The sequence below is a fragment of the Variovorax sp. CCNWLW225 genome, assembly GCF_037204045.1.
Classification (GTDB): domain Bacteria; phylum Pseudomonadota; class Gammaproteobacteria; order Burkholderiales; family Burkholderiaceae_C; genus Variovorax.
Genome location: NZ_JBBCBV010000012.1, coordinates 43346 through 63142 on the forward strand (window position 1 = coordinate 43346; position 19797 = coordinate 63142).

19 protein-coding genes are annotated in these 19797 nt (G+C 65.1%); all 19 read left to right on the top strand.

Annotated features, from left to right (window positions below):
• The first annotated feature begins 14 nt into the window (after positions 1-14).
• Complete coding sequence (locus V9L20_RS18845; protein WP_337297732.1) at positions 15-710, top strand: transposase; 696 nt, start codon at positions 15-17, stop codon at positions 708-710.
• 191 nt (positions 711-901) lie between these two features.
• Positions 902-5656 (top strand): glutamate synthase-related protein, encoded by a 4755-nt coding sequence (locus tag V9L20_RS18850; RefSeq protein ID WP_337297733.1) that lies wholly within the window; start codon positions 902-904, stop codon positions 5654-5656.
• Positions 5657-5828: 172 nt separating this feature from the next.
• On the top strand, positions 5829-7307 hold the full coding sequence (locus V9L20_RS18855) for a glutamate synthase subunit beta (RefSeq protein ID WP_337297734.1): 1479 nt from the start codon (positions 5829-5831) through the stop codon (positions 7305-7307).
• A 65-nt stretch (positions 7308-7372) separates the two neighbouring features.
• The gene (locus V9L20_RS18860; RefSeq protein ID WP_258504406.1) at positions 7373-8230 is read left to right on the top strand and encodes an ABC transporter ATP-binding protein; all 858 of its coding nucleotides are present in this window, start codon (positions 7373-7375) and stop codon (positions 8228-8230) included.
• Positions 8227-9009, top strand: a complete 783-nt coding sequence (mlaE, locus tag V9L20_RS18865; RefSeq protein ID WP_126745528.1) for a lipid asymmetry maintenance ABC transporter permease subunit MlaE — start codon at positions 8227-8229, stop codon at positions 9007-9009. Before V9L20_RS18860 ends, mlaE begins: the two co-directional genes overlap by 4 nt.
• Before the next feature lie 38 nt (positions 9010-9047).
• Positions 9048-9539, top strand: coding sequence for an outer membrane lipid asymmetry maintenance protein MlaD (gene mlaD, locus V9L20_RS18870; RefSeq protein WP_337297807.1), 492 nt, complete (start codon positions 9048-9050; stop codon positions 9537-9539).
• A 26-nt stretch (positions 9540-9565) separates the two neighbouring features.
• Positions 9566-10282, top strand: coding sequence for an MlaA family lipoprotein (locus V9L20_RS18875; protein ID WP_258504407.1), 717 nt, complete (start codon positions 9566-9568; stop codon positions 10280-10282).
• A 186-nt stretch (positions 10283-10468) separates the two neighbouring features.
• Entirely contained in the window at positions 10469-11128 is a 660-nt protein-coding gene (locus V9L20_RS18880; protein ID WP_258504408.1) for an MlaC/ttg2D family ABC transporter substrate-binding protein, read from the top strand.
• 4 nt (positions 11129-11132) lie between these two features.
• Positions 11133-11405 carry an STAS domain-containing protein gene (locus V9L20_RS18885; RefSeq protein ID WP_126745531.1) on the top strand — a complete coding sequence of 91 codons (273 nt, stop codon included), beginning with the start codon at positions 11133-11135 and terminating at the stop codon, positions 11403-11405.
• 88 nt (positions 11406-11493) lie between these two features.
• On the top strand, positions 11494-12441 hold the full coding sequence (locus V9L20_RS18890) for an ABC transporter ATP-binding protein (RefSeq protein ID WP_157612502.1): 948 nt from the start codon (positions 11494-11496) through the stop codon (positions 12439-12441).
• A 5-nt stretch (positions 12442-12446) separates the two neighbouring features.
• Positions 12447-13202, top strand: coding sequence for an ABC transporter permease (locus tag V9L20_RS18895; protein ID WP_258508276.1), 756 nt, complete (start codon positions 12447-12449; stop codon positions 13200-13202).
• Between the two features lie 18 nt (positions 13203-13220).
• A complete protein-coding gene (locus V9L20_RS18900; protein ID WP_012746311.1) occupies positions 13221-13463 on the top strand; it encodes a BolA family protein in 243 nt (80 codons plus the stop codon).
• Between the two features lie 39 nt (positions 13464-13502).
• A complete protein-coding gene (murA, locus tag V9L20_RS18905; RefSeq protein WP_258504411.1) occupies positions 13503-14792 on the top strand; it encodes a UDP-N-acetylglucosamine 1-carboxyvinyltransferase in 1290 nt (429 codons plus the stop codon).
• A gap of 60 nt (positions 14793-14852) precedes the next feature.
• On the top strand, positions 14853-15503 hold the full coding sequence (gene hisG / locus V9L20_RS18910) for an ATP phosphoribosyltransferase (RefSeq protein ID WP_337297735.1): 651 nt from the start codon (positions 14853-14855) through the stop codon (positions 15501-15503).
• A 20-nt stretch (positions 15504-15523) separates the two neighbouring features.
• Positions 15524-16846 carry a histidinol dehydrogenase gene (gene hisD / locus V9L20_RS18915; protein ID WP_337297736.1) on the top strand — a complete coding sequence of 441 codons (1323 nt, stop codon included), beginning with the start codon at positions 15524-15526 and terminating at the stop codon, positions 16844-16846.
• A gap of 107 nt (positions 16847-16953) precedes the next feature.
• Entirely contained in the window at positions 16954-17712 is a 759-nt protein-coding gene (locus V9L20_RS18920) for a hypothetical protein (RefSeq protein ID WP_337297737.1), read from the top strand.
• Positions 17713-17716: 4 nt separating this feature from the next.
• Positions 17717-18088, top strand: coding sequence for a hypothetical protein (locus tag V9L20_RS18925; protein ID WP_337297738.1), 372 nt, complete (start codon positions 17717-17719; stop codon positions 18086-18088).
• Positions 18085-19173 (top strand): histidinol-phosphate transaminase, encoded by a 1089-nt coding sequence (gene hisC / locus V9L20_RS18930; protein WP_337297739.1) that lies wholly within the window; start codon positions 18085-18087, stop codon positions 19171-19173. The genes V9L20_RS18925 and hisC overlap by 4 nt, the downstream gene beginning before the upstream one ends.
• Positions 19170-19793, top strand: a complete 624-nt coding sequence (gene hisB, locus V9L20_RS18935; protein ID WP_337297740.1) for an imidazoleglycerol-phosphate dehydratase HisB — start codon at positions 19170-19172, stop codon at positions 19791-19793. The genes hisC and hisB overlap by 4 nt, the downstream gene beginning before the upstream one ends.
• Positions 19794-19797: the final 4 nt, after the last annotated feature.

The window sequence follows — 19797 nt, forward strand, 5'->3', positions numbered from 1 at the left end:
GCCGCCTTCCCGCCATGGCCCGTCTCCCCCGCCTTACGCTGGCCGACATGCCGCACCACGTGATCCAGCGTGGAAACAACCGCCAGGCGATCTTTGTCGACCGTGCGGACCACGAGCGGTTGCTCGCCCTGCTGGCCGACAACGCCACGCGCTTCGGCATCGCGCTGCACGCCTATGTGCTGATGGACAACCACTTCCATCTGCTGGCAACGCCCAGTACCACCACCGGGCTGCCGCAGTTCATGCAGTCGGTGGGGCGCAGCTACGTGCGCTACTTCAATGACCGCCATGGCCGCAGCGGCACCTTGTGGGAGGGGCGCTACAGGTCTACGCTGATCCAGAGCGATCGCTATCTGCTGACCTGCATGGCGTACATCGATCTCAACCCCGTGCGGGCCGGCATGGTCGCGGACGCGCGCGACTTTCCATGGTCCAGCCACGGCCACTATGCCGGCTTGCGGCAAGACAAGCTGCTGACGCCGCATCCGCTGTACTGGGAACTCGGCAACACGCCCTTCGCCCGCGAGGCTGCATACGTCGAGTTGGTGCGTGCGGGAGTGCGATCCGCCGATCAGGGCGTACTTACCGAAGCCACGCTGCGCGGGTGGGCGGCCGGCGATGCGGATTTTCTTGCTTCGCTTCAAAAATCTACCGAGCGGCGCGTGGCCAAGGCCAAGGCTGGCCGGCCGCCGGCGGCATCTACTTCCTGACGCCGGGGTCGCGGTAGCCAGGCGGCCATCGCGGGAACGCTCTTGTGCGCGCGTTTAATCTGTCCCTATTTTAATTCTGACCAGAACGCTCGGAATTTAATAAGAATCTGACCCCAATTAAAGTGTTTGGCGTTCTTTGTGCATCGCAATATCCTTCTCTTCCCTGCGAAAAACTGATGAAGGAGTGCGCCATGACTACGGCTGCCGAGATCGAACATCTCCAACAACACGGTCTGTATTCCGGTGCCGACGAGCACGATGCTTGCGGCGTCGGCTTCGTGGCGCACATCAAGGGCGAAAAGAGCCATGCGATCGTGCTGCAGGGCCTGAAGATCCTCGAAAACCTCGACCATCGCGGCGCAGTGGGCGCTGACAAGCTCATGGGTGACGGTGCGGGCATCCTGATCCAGTTGCCCGACCATCTGTACCGCGAAGAAATGGCCAAGCAGGGCGTCACGCTGCCGCCGCCCGGCGAATACGGCGTCGGCATGATCTTCCTGCCAAAGGAACACGCCTCCCGCGAAGCCTGCGAACAAGAGATGGAACGCGCCATCAAGGCCGAAGGCCAGGTGCTGCTGGGCTGGCGCGACGTGCCGGTGAACCGCGACATGCCGATGTCGCCCACGGTGCGCGCCAAGGAGCCGCTGCTGCGCCAGGTGTTCATCGGCCGCGGCAACGACGTCATCGTGCAGGATGCGCTCGAACGCAAGCTCTATGTCATCCGCAAGACCGCCAGCGCCAACATCCAGCGCCTGAAGCTCAAGCACAGCAAGGAATACTACGTTCCGAGCATGTCGAGCCGTACCGTGGTCTACAAGGGCCTGCTGCTCGCCGACCAGGTGGGTACCTATTACCTCGACCTGCAAGACAAGCGCTGCATCTCGGCCCTCGGCCTGGTGCATCAGCGCTTCTCGACCAACACTTTCCCCGAGTGGCCGCTGGCCCACCCGTACCGCTATGTAGCCCACAACGGCGAAATCAACACGGTCAAGGGTAACTACAACTGGATGAAGGCGCGCGAAGGCGTCATGTCCTCGCCCGTGCTCGGCGCCGACCTGCAAAAGCTGTACCCCATCAGCTTTGCCGGCCAGTCCGATACCGCCACCTTCGACAACTGCCTCGAGCTGTTGACGATGGCCGGCTACCCCATCAGCCAGGCCGTGATGATGATGATTCCCGAGCCCTGGGAACAGCACGCCACCATGGACCCGCGCCGCCGCGCGTTCTATGAATACCACGCCGCCATGCTCGAGCCGTGGGACGGCCCGGCCTCCATCGTGTTCACCGACGGCCGGCAGATCGGCGCCACGCTCGACCGCAACGGCCTGCGTCCCTCGCGCTACTGCGTGACCGACGACGACCTGGTCATCATGGCTTCGGAATCGGGCGTGCTGCCCGTGCCCGAGCAGAAGATCGTGCGCAAGTGGCGCCTGCAGCCCGGCAAGATGTTCCTGATCGACCTGGAACAGGGCCGCATGATCGACGACGAGGAGGTCAAGGCCACCCTCGCCAACAGCAAGCCCTACAAGCAGTGGATCGAGAACCTGCGCATCAAGCTCGATAGCGTGAAGGCCGAGCCAGTCTCCGCGCCCGTCAGCCAGGTTGCGCTGCTCGACCGCCAGCAGGCCTTCGGCTACACCCAGGAAGACATCAAGTTCCTGATGAGTCCGATGGCGCAGGCTGGCGAAGAAGGCATCGGCTCCATGGGCAACGACAGCCCGCTGGCCGTGCTTTCCAGCAAGAACAAGCCGCTCTACAACTACTTCAAGCAGTTGTTCGCGCAAGTGACCAACCCGCCGATCGACCCGATCCGCGAAGCCATCGTGATGTCGCTGGTGTCGTTCATCGGCCCCAAGCCCAACCTGCTGGACATCAACCAGGTCAACCCGCCGATGCGGCTTGAAGTGAGCCAGCCGATTCTCGACTTTGCCGACATGGCCAAGCTGCGCGACATCGGCAAGTACACGCAGGGCAAGTTCAAGAGCTACGTGCTCGACATCACCTATCCGCTTGCCTGGGGCGACGAAGGCGTCGAAGCCAAGCTGGCCTCGCTCTGCGCCGAGGCGGTCGACGCCATCAAGGGCGGCCACAACATCCTGATCGTGAGCGACCGCGGCGTGAGCCCGACGCAAGTCGCGATTCCCGCCGTGCTGGCGCTGTCGGCCGTGCACCAGTACCTGGTGCGCGAGGGCCTGCGCACCACCGCCGGCCTGGTCGTCGAGACCGGTTCGGCGCGCGAAGTGCATCACTTCGGCGTGCTGGCGGGCTACGGCGCGGAAGCCGTTCACCCGTACCTGGCCATGGAAACCCTGGCGGCCATGCATGCCGACCTGCCAGGCGACATGAGCGCCGAGAAGGCGGTCTACAACTACGTCAAGGCCATCGGCAAGGGTCTGTCGAAGATCATGTCGAAGATGGGTGTCAGCACCTACATGAGCTACTGCGGCGCGCAGCTGTTCGAGGCCATCGGCCTGAACACGGCCACGGTCAACAAGTACTTCACCGGTACGGCCAGCCGTGTCGAGGGCATCGGCGTGTTCGAGATTGCCGAGGAAGCCATCCGCATGCACAAGGCGGCTTTCGGCGACGATCCGATTCTTTCCAACATGCTCGACGCCGGCGGTGAATACGCCTGGCGCACGCGCGGCGAAGAGCACATGTGGACGCCCGACGCCATTGCCAAGCTGCAGCACAGCACGCGCTCCAACAACTGGAACACGTACAAGGAATACGCGCAGCTCATCAACGACCAGAACCGCCGCCATCTCACGCTGCGCGGCCTCTTCGAGTTCAAGCTGGATCCGGCCAAGGCCATTCCGGTCGACGAGGTCGAGCCCGCGGCTGAAATCGTCAAGCGCTTTGCCACTGGCGCGATGTCGCTCGGCTCGATCAGCACCGAAGCGCACTCCACGCTGGCCATTGCCATGAACCGCATCGGCGGCAAGAGCAACACGGGCGAGGGTGGCGAAGATCCGGCGCGCTACCGCAACGAGCTCAAGGGCATCCCGATCAAGCAGGGCGACACGCTCAAGAGCGTGATCGGCGCGGCCAACGTCGAGGTCGACCTGCCGCTGAAGGACGGCGACTCGCTGCGCTCGCGCATCAAGCAGGTGGCTTCGGGCCGCTTCGGCGTCACGGCCGAGTACCTGCATTCGGCCGACCAGATCCAGATCAAGATGGCGCAGGGGGCCAAGCCGGGCGAGGGCGGCCAGCTGCCCGGCGGCAAGGTCACCGAGTACATCGGCAAGCAGCGCTACGCGGTTCCGGGCGTTGGCCTGATCTCGCCGCCGCCGCACCACGACATCTACTCGATCGAAGACCTGGCACAACTGATTCACGACCTGAAGAATGCTGCGCCGCACGCAAGCATCAGCGTCAAGCTGGTGAGCGAAATCGGCGTGGGCACCATCGCGGCCGGCGTGGCCAAGTGCAAGAGCGACCACGTGGTGATCGCGGGCCATGACGGCGGCACGGGCGCATCGCCCTGGTCGTCCATCAAGCACGCGGGCAGCCCGTGGGAAATCGGCTTGGCCGAAACGCAGCAGACGCTGGTGCTCAACCGCCTGCGCAGCCGCATCCGCGTGCAGGCCGACGGCCAGATGAAGACCGGCCGCGACGTCGCCATTGGCGCGCTGCTGGGTGCCGACGAGTTCGGCTTTGCCACGGCGCCGCTGGTGGTCGAAGGCTGCATCATGATGCGCAAGTGCCACCTGAACACCTGCCCGGTGGGCGTGGCCACGCAAGACCCGATCCTGCGCAAGAAGTTCTCGGGCAAGCCCGAGCACGTCGTCAACTACTTCTTCTTCGTTGCGGAAGAAGTGCGCCAGATCATGGCCCAGCTCGGCATCCGCAAGTTCGACGACCTGATCGGCCGCGCCGACCTGCTCGACATGCGCAAGGGCATCGAGCACTGGAAGGCCTCCGGCCTGGACTTCAGCCGCCTGTTCGCGCTGCCGACGGTGCCGGCCGAAGTGCCGCGCTTCCATGTTGAGAACCAGGACCATGGCCTGGACAAGGCGCTGGACGTCAAGCTCATCGAGAAGTCGCGCCCCGCCATCGAGCGCGGCGAGAAGGTGCAGTTCATCGAGGTGGCGCGCAACGTCAACCGCTCGGTGGGTGCCATGCTGTCGGGCGCGCTAACGAAGGTGCATCCGCAAGGCCTACCCGACGATTCGATCCGCATCCAGCTCGAAGGCACGGGCGGCCAGTCGTTCGGCGCCTTCCTGGCGCGCGGCATCACGCTGTACCTCATTGGCGATGCCAACGACTACACCGGCAAGGGCCTTTCCGGCGGCCGCGTGGTGGTTCGCCCGAGCCTTGATTTCCGCGGCGAAGCCATCCGCAACACCATCGTCGGCAACACCGCGCTCTACGGCGCGACCACCGGCGAAGCCTATCTGTGCGGCGTGGCCGGCGAGCGTTTCGCGGTGCGCCTCTCGGGTGCCACGGCGGTCGTCGAAGGCACGGGCGACCACGGCTGCGAATACATGACCGGCGGCACGGTCGCGGTGCTCGGCAAGACCGGCCGCAACTTTGCGGCTGGCATGAGCGGCGGCGTGGCTTTCGTCTATGACGAAGACGGCCAGTTCGCCACGCGCTGCAATCTCTCGATGGTGTCGCTCGACAAGGTGCTGACCTCGGCCGAGCAGACCGCGAGCGTGCACCGCAAGATCTGGCACGGCGGCGAGACCGACGAGGCCCAGCTCAAGAAGCTGCTCGAAGAGCACCACCGCTGGACCGGCAGCAAGCGTGCGCGCGAACTGCTCGACAACTGGGCCGTGGCCCGCACCAAGTTCGTCAAGGTGTTCCCGAACGAATACAAGCGTGCGCTCGCCGAGCTGCACGACCGCAAGGTCGAGCTCACGAGCAGCGGCAACAACGCGCACATCGGCCTCGAGCCGCACGCGATCGCCGCCGCACCGCAGGCCACCCCGGCCGCAGTTTGAAGATCAACCAAAAACAGAACTAGCTCCCACACGGCATGCAGCACGTGAAACTGTCACAGCCCCTTCGGGGAACACCGCGGAACCGGCTTTGCCAGGCCGCAGGTGTTGCCCCCTTGAGGGGGGAGGCGGCTACACGCAGTGAGCAAGCAACGGGGGTGTAAAAGGAATCGCGATGGGAAAGATCACCGGCTTCATGGAGCATGAGCGCATCGAAGAGGGCTACAAGCCCGTTGAAGAGCGCGTCAAGCATTACAAGGAATTCGTCGTCGGCCTGACGAACGAGCAGGCCAAGGTACAGGGCGCACGCTGCATGGACTGCGGCACGCCGTTCTGCAACAGCGGCTGCCCGGTCAACAACATCATTCCGGACTTCAACGACCTCGTGTACCGCAACGATTGGCAGAACGCCTTCGCGGTGCTCGACTCGACCAACAACTTTCCGGAGTTCACCGGCCGCATCTGCCCCGCCCCTTGCGAGGCCGCCTGCGTGCTCAACGTGAACGACGACCCCGTCGGCATCAAGTCGCTGGAACACGCCATCATCGACCGCGCCTGGGACGAAGGCTGGGTGGCGCCGCGCGTTGCCAAGCACAAGACGGGCAAGAAAGTGGCCGTGGTGGGTTCGGGCCCGGCCGGCATGGCCGCGGCGCAGCAGCTCGCTCGCGCCGGCCATGACGTGACGCTGTTCGAGAAGAACGACCGCATCGGCGGCCTGCTGCGCTACGGCATTCCCGACTTCAAGATGGAGAAGACGCACATCGATCGCCGCGTCGAGCAGATGAAGGCCGAGGGCGTGACCTTCCGCACCGGCGTGATCGTCGGCGCCGCGAAAGACCCGCTGGGCAAGGGCTCCAAGGTGACCAACCTCGCCAAGGAAACCGTCACGCCCGAGCAGCTGGACAAGGAATTCGACGCCGTGCTGCTCACCGGCGGGGCCGAGCAATCGCGCGACCTGCCGGTGCCGGGCCGCGACCTGGACGGCATTCACTTTGCGATGGAGTTCCTGCCCCAGCAGAACCGTGTCAACGCCGGCGACAAGGTCAAGGGCCAGCTGCGCGCCGAGGGCAAGCACGTCATCGTCATCGGCGGTGGCGACACCGGCTCCGACTGCGTGGGCACCAGCAACCGCCATGGCGCAGCCAGCGTCACGCAGTTCGAGCTGATGCCCCAGCCGCCCGAAGAAGAAAACCGCCCGCTGACCTGGCCCTACTGGCCGATCAAGCTGCGCACCAGCTCCAGCCACGAAGAAGGCTGCGAGCGCGAGTTCGCCATCTCCACCAAGGAGTTCATCGGCGAAAAGGGCAAGGTCACCGGCCTCAAGACCGTCCGCGTCGAGTGGAAGGACGGCAAGATGCAGGAAGTGGCCGGCAGCGAGCAGATCCTCAAGGCCGACCTCGTGCTGCTGGCGATGGGTTTCATCAGCCCCGTGGCCACCGTGCTGGATGCCTTCGGCGTCGAGAAGGATGCACGCGGCAATGCCAAGGCCACCGTCGATTTCATCGGTGGCTACGCCACCAACGTGCCCAAGGTGTTCGCGGCAGGCGATATCCGCCGCGGCCAGTCGCTCGTGGTGTGGGCGATTCGCGAGGGGCGGCAGGCTGCCCGCTCGGTGGACGAGTTTTTGATGGGATTTAGCGACTTACCTCGCTGATTTTTGTTTCAGTTTTGCGGGGCCCGTCACGGCCCCGCTATCATTTGCGGAAACCGCATGCCGGGATGCCTGTCAAGGCGCCCGGCTTTTTTATTGAGATGGACCCAGCCGCACTGCCACACCCCTTTGTAGAGTTCCGCGACGTTACGTTCGGCTATGGCGCACGTGCGATTCTCGACGGGGTGTCCTTTTCCGTCCCGCGCGGCAAGGTCACCGCGCTCATGGGGGCCTCGGGCGGCGGCAAGACCACCGTGCTGCGGCTCGTCGGCGGACAGCAACGAGCCCAGCGCGGCGAGGTGCTGTTCGACGGCCAGGACGTCGGCAAGTTCGATGCCGCGGCTCTCTATAAAGCGCGGCGGCGCATGGGCATGCTCTTTCAGTTCGGTGCCTTGTTCACCGACATGAGCGTGTTCGACAACGTGGCTTTTCCCTTGCGCGAGCACACGCAGCTGTCGGAAGCGCTGGTGCGCGACATCGTCCTCATGAAGCTCGACGCCGTGGGCTTGCGCGGCGCGCGGGACCTCATGCCCAGCGAAGTGTCCGGCGGCATGGCCCGGCGCGTGGCGCTGGCGCGTGCCATTGCGCTCGACCCCGACCTGGTGATGTACGACGAGCCTTTTGCCGGCCTCGACCCGATTTCGCTCGGCACGGCGGCGCGGCTGATCCGCCAGCTCAACGACACGCTGGGGCTGACCAGCATCGTCGTCTCGCACGATCTCGAAGAAACATTCCGAATTGCCGACCACGTGATCATCCTGGCCAACGGCGCCATCGCGGCGCAGGGCACGCCCGACGAAGTGCGGCAAAGCGCCGATCCGCTGGTTCACCAGTTCGTCAATGCGCTGCCCGACGGGCCGGTGCATTTTCATTACCCTGGCGTTGGAATCGAAGCAGATTTCGGCAACGAAGGGGAGCGCGCATGACCTGGTGGAAGCCCGCCGATGTCGGCTTTGCCGTGCGCAGCAAGCTCGCCGATATGGGCTATGGCGCCAAGCTGTTCGTGCGCCTGGCGTTCCAAGGCGCGCAGAGCCTGCGGCGCTTCAGCCTGGTGCGCGACCAGATTCACTTTCTCGGCAACTACTCGCTCGCCATCATTGCGGTGTCCGGCCTTTTCGTGGGCTTTGTGCTGGGCCTGCAGATGTATTACGCGCTGCAGCGCTACGGTTCTTCCGAGGCGCTCGGCCTGCTGGTTGCCCTGAGCCTGGTGCGTGAGCTCGGCCCTGTGGTGGCTGCCTTGCTCTTCACCGGGCGTGCCGGTACCTCGCTCACCGCGGAAATCGGCCTCATGAAGGCCGGCGAACAGCTCAGCGCCATGGAAATGATGGCGGTCGACCCAGTGCGGCGCATTCTGGCCCCGCGTTTCTGGGCCGGCGTCATCACCATGCCGCTGCTCGCGGCCGTGTTCAGCGCGGTCGGCATCATGGGCGGCTATGTGGTGGGTGTGCTGATGCTTGGTGTCGACCCCGGCGCGTTCTGGGGCCAGATGCAGGGCGGCGTCGATGTGTGGCGCGACGTCGGCAACGGCGTGATCAAGAGCATCGTCTTCGGTTTTACCGTGACCTTCATTGCGCTGCTGCAGGGCTACGAGGCCCAGCCCACGCCTGAAGGCGTCTCGCGCGCGACCACGCGCACGGTGGTGATGGCGTCGCTGTCGGTGCTCGGCCTCGACTTCCTGTTGACCGCCATGATGTTCAGTATTTGAAGGGGCCTTGGCTCCAATCGTTCTAGAGAGTGCAAACCATGCAACGTTCCACTAACGACATCTGGGTCGGCCTGTTCGTCCTGATCGGCGGCGCGGCGCTTCTGTTCCTCGCGCTGCAATCGGCCAACCTGCTGAGCCTGAATTTCCAGAAGACGTACAACGTCACCGCGCGCTTCGACAATATCGGCGGTCTCAAGCCGCAAACCGCGGTCAAGAGCGCGGGGGTGGTGGTCGGCCGTGTGGAATCCATCTCATTCGACGACAAGTCCTTTCAGGCCAGCGTGACGCTGGCATTGCAAAACCGTTACAGTTTTCCCAAGGACAGCTCGCTCAAGATCCTGACCAGTGGCCTGCTCGGCGAGCAGTACATCGGAATCGAAGCGGGTGCCGAGGAGAAGAACCTGCAAGCCGGCGACACCATTACCGCGACCCAGTCGGCCGTGGTGCTGGAAAACCTGATCAGCCAGTTCCTCTACAGCAAGGCGGCCGAAGGAAATACTCCGGCGCCGGGAACAGCCAACAAGAAATGAAAACAAGCCCTTTTTCCTCAAGTGCTATGAATAACATAGCGAATTACGCCCGCTGGATGAGCGTGGCAACGGTCTTTGCGGTACTTGCAGGCTGCGCGAGCGGCCCCCGCGCCAATCCGGCCGACCCTTTCGAGCCCTTCAATCGCGGCGTCACCAGTTTCAACGACAAGGTCGACGAAGCGGTGCTGGTGCCCGTGGCCACGGCTTACCAGCGCGTGCTGCCCTCGATGGTGCGCACCGGCGTGAGCAATTTCTTCGGCAACCTGGGTGACGTCTGGAGCTTTGCCAACAGCGTGGCCCAGCTCAAGCTGCAGAACAGCGCCGAAACCTTCATGCGGGTCAACGTCAACACCTTCTTCGGCCTCGGCGGCCTGCTGGACATTGCCACCGAAGCGGGCATCGACCGCCATGAAGAAGACTTCGGCCAGACGCTCGGCCGCTGGGGCGTGGGCGCGGGCCCGTACGTCGTGCTGCCTCTGCTCGGCCCTTCGACCCTGCGCGATACCGCAGCCTTGCCTGTCGACCGGGCCGGGAGCGTGCTCGGGAACATGAACGACGTCGCGTGGCGCAATTCGCTCTCCGTGCTGGAAGTCGTCGACACCCGGGCCAAGTACCTGCGTGCCGGCCGCCTGCTCGATGATGCGGCGCTCGACAAGTACACGTTCACGCGCGACGCCTTCCTGCAGCACCGCCGCAACGACGTCTACGACGGCAATCCGCCGGACGACGAAGGCGGAAAGTAAGAGTCGTAAACGGGCAGAAAAGAAGCTGTTTGCCGCCGGATGAAGCCTTTTCTGCTTGCATCCGGTTTCAAGGCTTCACCTGCGCTTCAGGGAACCCGGTCGGCTCCAGACCCGTCGAACACGTTCTTTCCAGGAGGCGCGCCTTAGTGCTCGCCTTGCGGATTTTCAAAACTTGAGGGAATTGCCATGAACAACAATATCTTGCAACGACGCAGCCTTGGCCGCCTGGTACTCGCGAGCGCGCTGCTTTTCGGCGCTGCCGCTGCTTTCGTGCGCCCCGCGCAGGCCGCCGACGAAGCGCCAGATGCGCTGGTCAAGCGGCTGTCGACCGATGTGCTCGAAACCATCAAGGCCGACACCTCCATCAAGGCAGGCGACATCAGCAAGATCATGCTGCTGGTCGACAGCAAGATCATGCCCAACGTCAATTTCCAGCGCATGACGGCCTCCGCCGTGGGCCCGGCATGGCGCCAGGCCACGCCCGAGCAGCAAAAGCGCCTGCAGGAAGAATTCAAGACTTTGCTGGTGCGCACCTACGCCGGCGCGCTCGACCAGGTGAGCGACCAGACCGTCACGGTCCGTCCGTTCCGTGGTTCGCCCGACGACACCGAAGTGCTGGTGCGCACCGAGGTCAAGGGCCGCGGCGACCCGGTGCAACTCGACTACCGGCTCGAGAAAACGCCCGGCCAGGGCGGCGGCTGGAAGGTCTACAACCTCAATGTGCTGGGCGTCTGGCTCGTTGATACCTACCGCACCCAGTTCTCGCAGGAAATCAACGCCCGCGGCATCGATGGCCTGATTGCAGCGCTGGCCGCGCGCAACAAGGGCAACAGCGGCAAGAGCTGACGCCATGCTGGTGCTGCCGACCAAACTCACCCACGACGAGGCCCCCGCCTGCATGCGCATGCTGCAGCAGGGGCTGGCGGGGCAGACCGACACTTCCACGGTAGTCGACGCCAGCGCGCTGACGCAGTTCGATTCGTCGGCGCTGGCCGTGCTGCTGGAATGCCGGCGTGAATCGAGTGCGCTCGGCCGCGGCTTTGCCGTGAAGGGCCTTTCGCCTCGGCTGCGCGAGTTGGCCGCCTTGTACGGCATTGCGGGTCTTTTGCCCGCAGCGCCCTGAGCGCGGGGCAGCCGGACTGTAGCCGCGTCAGGGCATCTGGCCGCGGCGCAGCAGCTTGCGGGGCGCGCCCGTAAAATCGCCGGCTCCCATGCCCGCGATCTCATTCCAATCGGTCTCCAAGACCTATCCCCCCTCCAGACAGCAACGGGCCCAAGGCAAACAAGGGCTGCGCGCCGTCGACGAGGTCAGCTTCCAGATCGAGCCGGGCGAGTTCTTCGGCTTGCTGGGCCCCAACGGCGCAGGCAAGACCACGCTCATCAGCATGCTGGCCGGCTTGTCTCGCCCCACCGCCGGAGCCATCAGCGTGCATGGCTTCGACGTGCAGCGCGACTACGCCGAGGCCCGCCGCCAGCTTGGCATCGTGCCGCAGGAGTTGGTGTTCGACCCCTTCTTCAATGTGCGGGAATCGCTGCGCATCCAGTCGGGCTACTTCGGCATCAAGAACAACGAACCGTGGATCGACGAATTGCTGCAAAGCCTCGGCCTGGCCGACAAGGCCACGGCCAACATGCGACAGCTTTCGGGCGGCATGAAGCGCCGGGTGCTGGTGGCGCAAGCGCTGGTGCACAAGCCGCCTGTGATCGTGCTCGACGAGCCGACGGCCGGGGTCGACGTGGAACTGCGCCAGACGCTCTGGCAGTTCGTCGCCAGGCTCAACAAGCAGGGCAGCACCGTGCTGCTCACCACGCACTACCTCGAGGAAGCCGAGGCGCTGTGCAGCCGCATCGCCATGCTCAAGCTGGGCCGCGTGATTGCGCTCGACCGCACCAGCGAACTCCTGAAGTCTGCCGCCAGCAACGTGCTGCGCTTCAAGACCGACGCCATGCTGCCCTGGGCCATTGCCCAGCACGCGCGCATCACCGGGCGCATCGTGCAGCTGCCGGCGCAGAACGCGCATGAAGTCGAACAATTGCTGGCCGCCATCCGCGAAGCCGGCGTCGTGGTGGAAGACGTGGAAATGCGCAAGGCCGATCTTGAAGACGTGTTCATCGACCTGATGGCGGGTGAGCAAACGCCGCTGGAGGTCTCGCGATGATGGCAGTGACAGGTTGGCGCGCGCTGCTTTATAAAGAAACGCTGCGCTTCTGGAAGGTCGGCTTCCAGACGGTTGGCGCGCCGGTGCTCACCGCGCTGCTCTATCTCATGGTGTTCGGCCATGTGCTCGAAGACCACGTGAAGGTCTACGGCTCGGTCGGCTACACCGCCTTCCTGGTGCCGGGCCTGGTGATGATGAGCGTGCTGCAGAACGCCTTCGCCAACAGCTCGTCGTCCATCATCCAGAGCAAGATCATGGGCAACCTGGTCTTCGTGCTGCTCACGCCGCTGTCGCACTGGGGCTGGTTCTTCGCCTACGTGGGCTCTTCGGTGATCCGCGGGCTGGCCGTGGGCCTCGGCGTGTTCGTGGTGACCATGTTCTTCGCCATGCCGAGCTTCGTTGCGCCGCTCTGGATCCTGGTGTTCGCGCTGCTCGGCTCCGCAATGCTGGGCACGCTGGGGCTCATTGCCGGGCTCTGGGCCGAGAAGTTCGACCAGATGGCCGTGTTCCAGAACTTCCTGATCATGCCCATGACCTTTCTCTCGGGCGTGTTCTATTCGATCGGCTCGCTGCCGCCGTTCTGGCAGTCGGTGAGTCACCTCAACCCGTTTTTCTACATGATCGACGGCTTCCGCTACGGCTTCTTCGGGGTCAGCGACGCTTCGCCCTGGCTCAGCCTGGGCATCGTTGGCGGCGCCTGGCTGGTGGTGAGCGCCATTGCCGTCCACTTGCTGCGAATCGGCTACAAAATCAGAGGCTGAAAGGCCCTTTCAATTCCCATGACCGCCGAACAACTCCAGGCCCTGATCCAGTCCCACCTCCCTTGCGAGCACATCACGCTCGAAGGGGACGGCCGCCACTGGTACGCCACCATCGTCTCGGCCGAATTCGAGGGCAAGCGCGCTATTCAGCGGCATCAGCGGGTCTACGCCACCCTCGGTGCGAAAATGCACACCGACGAGGTGCATGCGCTCTCCATGAAGACCTACACGCCGGCCGAATGGGCGGCGTTGGAAAAATAACTCTCCGGCCCCGCGGGGCCTGATTTCGCTGGAAATTCGATGGACAAACTTCTGATTCGCGGCGGGCGCCAGCTTCGCGGCGAGGTACTCATTTCCGGCGCCAAGAACGCAGCCTTGCCGGAGCTTTGCGCCGCGCTGCTGACCGACCAGCCCGTGACGCTGCACAACGTGCCGCGCCTGCAGGACGTGTCGACCATGCTCAAGCTGGTGCGCAACATGGGCGTTGTGGCCGAGCGTGACGACAACGGCACGGTGCAGCTCAATGCGGGCGACCTCGCCAACCCCGAGGCGCCCTACGAACTGGTGAAGACGATGCGGGCCTCGGTGCTGGCACTCGGTCCGCTGCTCGCGCGCTTCGGCCGTGCCAAGGTGTCGCTGCCGGGCGGCTGCGCCATCGGTTCGCGGCCCGTCGACCAGCACATCAAGGGCCTGCAGGCCATGGGTGCCGAGATCGTGGTCGAGCACGGCTACATGATCGCCAGCCTGCCGGCCGGCCGCACCCGCCTGAAGGGCGCGCGCATCCTGACCGACATGGTTACCGTGACCGGCACCGAGAACTTCCTCATGGCCGCCGCTTTGGCCGAGGGCGAGACGCTGCTCGAAAACGCCGCGCAGGAGCCCGAAATCGTCGACCTGGCCGAAATGCTGATCCGCATGGGCGCGAAGATCCAGGGCCACGGCACCAGCCACATCCGCATCCAGGGCGTCGAAAAGCTGCACGGCTGCGAACACGCCGTGGTGGCCGACCGTATCGAAGCCGGCACTTTCCTGTGCGCCGTTGCGGCCACCGGCGGCGACGTGTTTTTGCGCCACGCCCGCGCCGACCATATGGATGCGGTGATCGACAAGCTGCGCGATGCCGGCTGCACGGTGGCCGCGGAAGAGGGCGGCGTGCGCATCAGCTCCAAGGCCCCGGCCAGCGAGCACCTCAAGGCGCAGAGCTTCAGCACCACCGAATACCCGGGCTTTCCGACGGACATGCAGGCCCAGTTCATGGCCCTGAACGTGATTGCGCGCGGCGCCTCGATGGTCACCGAGACCATTTTCGAGAACCGCTTCATGCATGTGAACGAGATGGTGCGCCTGGGCGCGACGATCCACGTGGAGGGCAAGGTCGCCATGGTCGAGGGCGTGCCCCAGCTTTCGGGCGCCACCGTGATGGCCACCGACCTGCGCGCCTCGGCCAGTCTGGTCATTGCCGGCCTGGTGGCCGACGGCGAGACACTGGTCGACCGCATTTATCACCTGGACCGCGGCTACGACCGCATGGAAGCCAAGCTGCGCGGCATCGGGGCCGACATCGAGCGCGTGGCGGGAGCCGCCGCATGATCACGCCCGAACCACAGGAGTCGCAATCGTGATCACTCTCGCATCACTGGAGTCGCAATCGTGATCACGCTTGCTCTGTCCAAAGGCCGCATCTTCGAAGAGACGATGCCCCTGCTGGCCGCCGCCGGCATCGAGGTTACCGAAGACCCGGAAAAATCGCGCAAGCTGATTCTTGCCACCACGCGGTCCGATGTGCGCGTGGTGCTGGTGCGTGCCTCCGACGTGCCGACCTACGTGCAGTACGGCGGCGCCGACCTGGGCGTGACCGGCTCCGACGTGCTGCTCGAGCACGGCAACCAGGGCCTGTACCAGCCGCTCGACCTGCGCATTGCGGCCTGCCGCCTCAGCGTGGCCGTGCGCGCCGACTACGACTACGCCTCCGCCGTGAAGCAGGGCTCGCGCCTGCGCGTGGCCACCAAGTACGTGGGCCTGGCGCGCGACTTCTTCGCCAGCAAGGGCGTGCACGTCGATCTGATCAAGCTCTACGGCAGCATGGAACTTGCGCCGCTCACGGGCCTGGCCGACGCCATCGTCGACCTGGTCTCGACCGGCAACACGCTGCGGGCCAATCACCTGGTCGAGGTCGAGCGCATCATGGACATCAGCGCGCGCCTCGTGGTCAACCAGGCCGCGCTAAAGCTCAAGCGCGAGCCGATCCGCCGCATCATCGACGCCTTTGCTTCCGCCATTCCGGCGGCAGCCACGCCCTGACAAGTTTCATACCCAGCCTCATGACACTGAAAGCAGCCCCCGCCAGTCTCTCCACGACTTCAGCCAGCTTCGACGCTGAATTCAAGGCGCGGCTGCATTGGTCCGCCGACGCGGACGCGGCCATCGAGAAGGTGGTGGCCGACATCCTGGCCGACGTGCAGAAGCGGGGCGACGATGCGGTGCTGGAGTACACCAACCGCTTCGACAAGCTCGGTGCCAAGACACTGCCCGAACTGGAGTTGACGCAAGCTGAGCTGAAGGCCGCCTTCGAATCGCTGCCCGCCGCGCAGCGGAACGCGCTTGAAGCCGCCGCGCGCCGTGTGCGCAGCTACCACGAGGCCCAGAAGAAGGCGAGCGGCGAAAGCTGGAGCTACCGCGACGCGGACGGCACGCTGCTCGGCCAGAAGGTCACGCCGCTCGATCGCGTCGGCATCTATGTGCCGGGCGGCAAGGCAGCCTATCCGTCGAGCGTGCTGATGAACGCGATTCCGGCGCACGTGGCCGGCGTGGCCGAAATCATCATGGTGGTTCCGACGCCGCGTGGCGAGAAGAACCCGCTCGTGCTTGCCGCCGCCTACGTGGCCGGCGTGACGCGCGGCTTCACCATCGGCGGTGCGCAAGCCGTGGCTGCGCTGGCCTACGGCACTGCCACCATTCCCGCGGTCGACAAGATCACCGGCCCCGGCAATGCCTACGTCGCGGCCGCCAAGCGTCGCGTGTTCGGCACCGTGGGCATCGACATGATCGCCGGCCCGAGCGAAATTCTCGTCTTGGCCGACGGCACCACGCCGCCCGAATGGGTGGCCATGGACCTGTTCAGCCAGGCCGAGCACGACGAACTCGCACAGAGCATCTTGCTGTGCCCCGATGCGGCATATATCGACCGCGTGCAGGCCGAAATCGATCGCCTGCTGCCCGCCATGCCGCGCGCCGAAATCATTGCCGCCTCGCTCAATGGCCGCGGGGCGCTCATCCATACGAAGAGCATGGAAGAGGCCTGCGAGATCAGCAACCGCATCGCCCCCGAACACCTGGAAGTCAGCAGCAGCGAGCCGAACCGCTGGGAGCCGCTGCTGCGCCATGCCGGCGCGATCTTCCTTGGCGCCTTCACCAGCGAAAGCCTCGGCGACTACTGCGCCGGCCCGAACCACGTGCTGCCGACCAGCGGCACGGCGCGCTTTTCGAGCCCGCTCGGCGTCTACGATTTCCAGAAGCGTTCGAGCCTCATCGAAGTGAGCGAAGCCGGCGCCCAGGTGCTCGGCCCTATTGCGGTGACGCTGGCCGAGGGCGAGGGTCTGCAGGCGCACGCCGAAGCTGCGCGGATGCGCCTGCGCAAGATTTGAAGGTTTCATAAATAGAAAACCGCTCGGGAGGAGCAAGCCAGATGATTCATCGTCTTCATAGGTCGCGTTTTTTCAGATTTACCGCAGGCCTAGTGGCAGGCGCGGCTTTGCTCGTCGCCTGCAGCCAGATCCCGCAGGCGCCGCGAAACGAGTCGGCCGCCCTGTCCGCAACGCCCAGCGCCGCCGCCGCTGCCGCACCCGCACAGCTTGGCACCCAGTGGGGCGAGGGCATCGAATCGAAGACGCGCACGGTCAATGCGAAGCGGCTGTCGGCACAGCCTGACGAAGTGGCCTTGCTGGGCTACAACGAGGCCTCCACCGTGCGGCGCGAGGCCGGCAACAACCCCGAGCGCCGGCTCAACTTGCAATTGGCCCAGGGCGATGTCGAATGGTCGGTGCTGGATGAGAACGGCCGGCCCTTGCCGATGCAGCGCGCACGCCGCAGCAGCGACACGTTCCGACTCGCGGGCATCGAAGGTGCGCGCTATACGCTGCGCTTTCGCAACCTCAGCGACCGAAGCTACGAAGTGATCGCCACTGTCGACGGCCTCGATGTGCTGAACGGCAAGCCCGGCAGCCTGCGCAACGGCGGCTATGTGCTGGGCCCGCAGCAGGTGCTCGACATCGAGGGCTTCCGCAAGAGCCAGAGCGAGGTCGCCGCCTTCCGTTTTGCCGCTCCGGGCCGCGCCTATGCGGCGAACACCGAAGCAGGCGACGTGCGCAACATCGGCGTGATCGGTGCTGCGCTGTTCGAGCTCGAACTGCCCGAGGCACAACGCCGTCCGCGTCGCAATGCCACGCCAGTTCAGCCTAGCGCCTTCCCGGCCGACGAGGCGTTTGCGCCGCCGCCGCGCTACCGCAAGTAACGACATGAGCCGTGCCGCCGTCCTGCTGCTGCCGCGCCTTTCGGTGCTGTTGCTCGCACTGGCGGCCGGTGCCGGCGCGCAGGCCATGAGCATTCGCGAGCTGCGCACGCTGGAAGCCAACGAGAAGGACGGCAAGGCCTACGCGAGTTACTACCTCGTCGGCGTGCTCGAAGGCCTGCGCGAAGGCGTGGAGGCATCGCAGCGCAACGGGCAAAAGCCCATCTTCTGCGTTGAAGGCCGCCGCCTCGAGCCGTCGATGGCGCGCTCTCTCTATCAAACCGAGCTGACCCGCAACGCCGACAGCTATGAAGCCGACATGCCCGTGCAACTGGTCATGTCCGGCGCCCTTAGAAACAGCTACCGCTGCACCCGATGACCACTTCTCCTACCGCCCGCCCGATCGACCGCATCCGCTCCGACGTGCAGTCCATGCATGCCTACGCGGTCCAGGACGCGCGCGGCTTCGTCAAGCTCGACGCCATGGAGAACCCGTTCGGCCTGCCGCCGGCATTGCAGGCCGAGCTCGGCGCACGGCTGGGCGCGCTGGCGCTCAACCGCTACCCGGGCGAGCGGGGAGGCGACCTGCAGCGCGCGCTGGCCGCGCATGCGCACATGCCCGAAGGTTTTGCGCTGATGCTGGGCAACGGCTCCGACGAACTGATTTCGCTCCTGGCCATCGCCTGCGATGTGCCGGGCGCCACGTTGCTCGCGCCCGTGCCCGGCTTCGTGATGTACGCCATGAGCGCCCAGTTGCAGGGCCTGCGCTTCGCCGGCGTTCCGCTCACGGCCGATTTCGAACTCGACGAGGCGGCAATGCTCGCTGCCATTGCGCGCGAGAAGCCGGCCATCGTGTACCTGGCCTATCCGAACAACCCCACCGCCAACCTCTGGGACGACGCCGTCATCGAGAAGATCGTCGAGGCCCAGGGCGCGCAGGGCGGCCTGGTGGTGATGGACGAGGCCTACCAGCCCTTTGCCGCCAGGAGCTACATCGACCGCATCGCGCGGCACGGCCATGTGCTGCTGATGCGCACGCTCAGCAAGTTCGGCCTGGCCGGCATCCGCCTCGGCTATCTCATGGGGCCGGCCGAACTGATCGCGCAGATCGACAAGGTGCGCCCGCCCTACAACATCAGCGTGCTCAACTGCGAATGCGCGCTGTTCGCGCTCGAGCATGCCGAAGTGTTCGAGGCGCAGGCCCGGCAAATCCGCGAGGAGCGCCACCGCCTCATGATGGGGCTGGGCCGGCTTGCGGGCGTGAAGACGTGGCCGAGCGACGCCAACATGATCCTCGTGCGGGTGCCCGATGCCGCCAAGACCTTCGAGGGCATGAAGGCACACGGGATTCTGGTGAAGAACGTTTCTAAAATGCACGAACTGCTCGCAAATTGCCTGCGCCTCACCGTCGGAACGTCCGACGAGAATGCGCGGATGCTCGCGGCACTCGAAGCCTCACTATGACCACCCCCCAAACAGCCGACACGGGCACCGCCGCGCGCACCGCATCGGTCACCCGCAACACCGCCGAAACCAAGATCACCGTCAGCGTCAACCTGGACGGCACGGGCAAGGCCAAGCTCTCCACCGGCATCGGCTTTTTCGACCACATGCTCGACCAGATCGCCCGCCACGGCCTGATCGACCTCGACATCGACTGCCTGGGCGACCTGCACATCGACGGCCATCACACGGTGGAAGACGTCGGCATTACCCTCGGCCAGGCGGTTGCCAAGGCCGTGGGCGACAAGAAAGGTATCCGCCGCTACGGGCATGCCTATGTGCCGCTCGACGAGGCGCTGAGCCGCGTCGTCATCGACTTCTCGGGCCGACCGGGCTTGGTGATGCACGTGCCCTTCACGAGCGGCATGATCGGCACTTTCGACAGCCAGTTGACGTACGAGTTCTTCCAGGGCTTCGTCAATCATGCGTTCGTCACGCTGCACATCGACAACCTGAAGGGCGTGAACGCGCACCACCAGTGCGAAACGGTGTTCAAGGCCTTTGCACGCGCAATGCGCGGCGCGCTGGAGCTCGATCCGCGCTCCGTGGGCGTCATTCCCTCGACCAAGGGTTCGCTCTGAAAAT